Consider the following 794-nt stretch of genomic DNA (forward strand, 5'->3'; position numbering starts at 1 on the left):
GGCACTGCGTTCGGCCCGCTCACTCTGACCAATGGCGTTCGGGGCCTCACTCCTCGACAACCTGGCGACACATCGCAACAAGGAAGCCACGCAGGCCCTGCGCGAGCATGGCTGCTGGTCAAGCCCCTGCATGAGCGGCTGCTGCGCTTCATCCAGGCGCGGCCGCGGGTATTCTGTGACGAGACACCTTTGCCCCGGCTCGCCCCCGGCCGCGGCCGAACCAAGGTGAGCCAGCTCTGGGCCCAAGGGACCTCGCAGACCTTCGGCCAGGTCGAAGAGGCCCGTTATCATGCATCTCCGAGGGAGCTGGGTAATGGCGCGGGCCCGAAGAGATCAACCCGTTCCGAGCCGGGAGCATGTTGTCGGCCTGGCCAACAGGGAACGGCACCCGCAGCCATCCGGTCCGGTGGACGAGCCAGAGGTCATCCAGTTCCCTCCGCCCCGGTGCAGAGTTCCGTATCGAAGGCCTGTGCCAGAAACCCCGGCGGAGGGCGCGGCATTGGCAAGGTCGGCTGTCGCTATGGACTATCCCGCCCGTTGCGACCGGGCTTCACTCCGTCGCGATCCGATCGCGGGCGATCTCGGCGCGCTGGCCATCTGAAAGTTCCGCCATCGCCGCTTCGACAAGCGCCGTCCCGGTGGGAACGTCGACAGCGCGGTACCGGGGCGCTGCGTAAGGTGGCAGGCGCCAGCCCCTTTGCCCTCCGTCGCGATCGAAAACCTCCTGATCGAAGACGGGATAGTCCCGGAACTCGGCAGAGACCTGTTCGCCGGTTTCGAGCGAGAGAACCTTG

At 66.6% G+C, this 794-nt stretch carries 1 protein-coding gene and 1 pseudogene; one reads left to right on the plus strand and one right to left on the minus strand.

The window, feature by feature from the left end:
• Positions 1-105 precede the first annotated feature (105 nt).
• Positions 106-288 (plus strand): annotated as a pseudogene (locus FGX59_RS37095) (transposase); the annotation flags it as partial.
• Positions 289-550: 262 nt separating this feature from the next.
• On the opposite strand, the gene FGX59_RS38035 reads toward FGX59_RS37095, so the two are convergent.
• The coding region (locus tag FGX59_RS38035) for a hypothetical protein (RefSeq protein WP_171061031.1) at positions 551-794 on the minus strand (244 nt) is incomplete at its 5' end.

The organism is Poseidonocella sp. HB161398, from assembly GCF_005870025.1.
In the GTDB taxonomy this organism is placed as follows: domain Bacteria; phylum Pseudomonadota; class Alphaproteobacteria; order Rhodobacterales; family Rhodobacteraceae; genus Mangrovicoccus.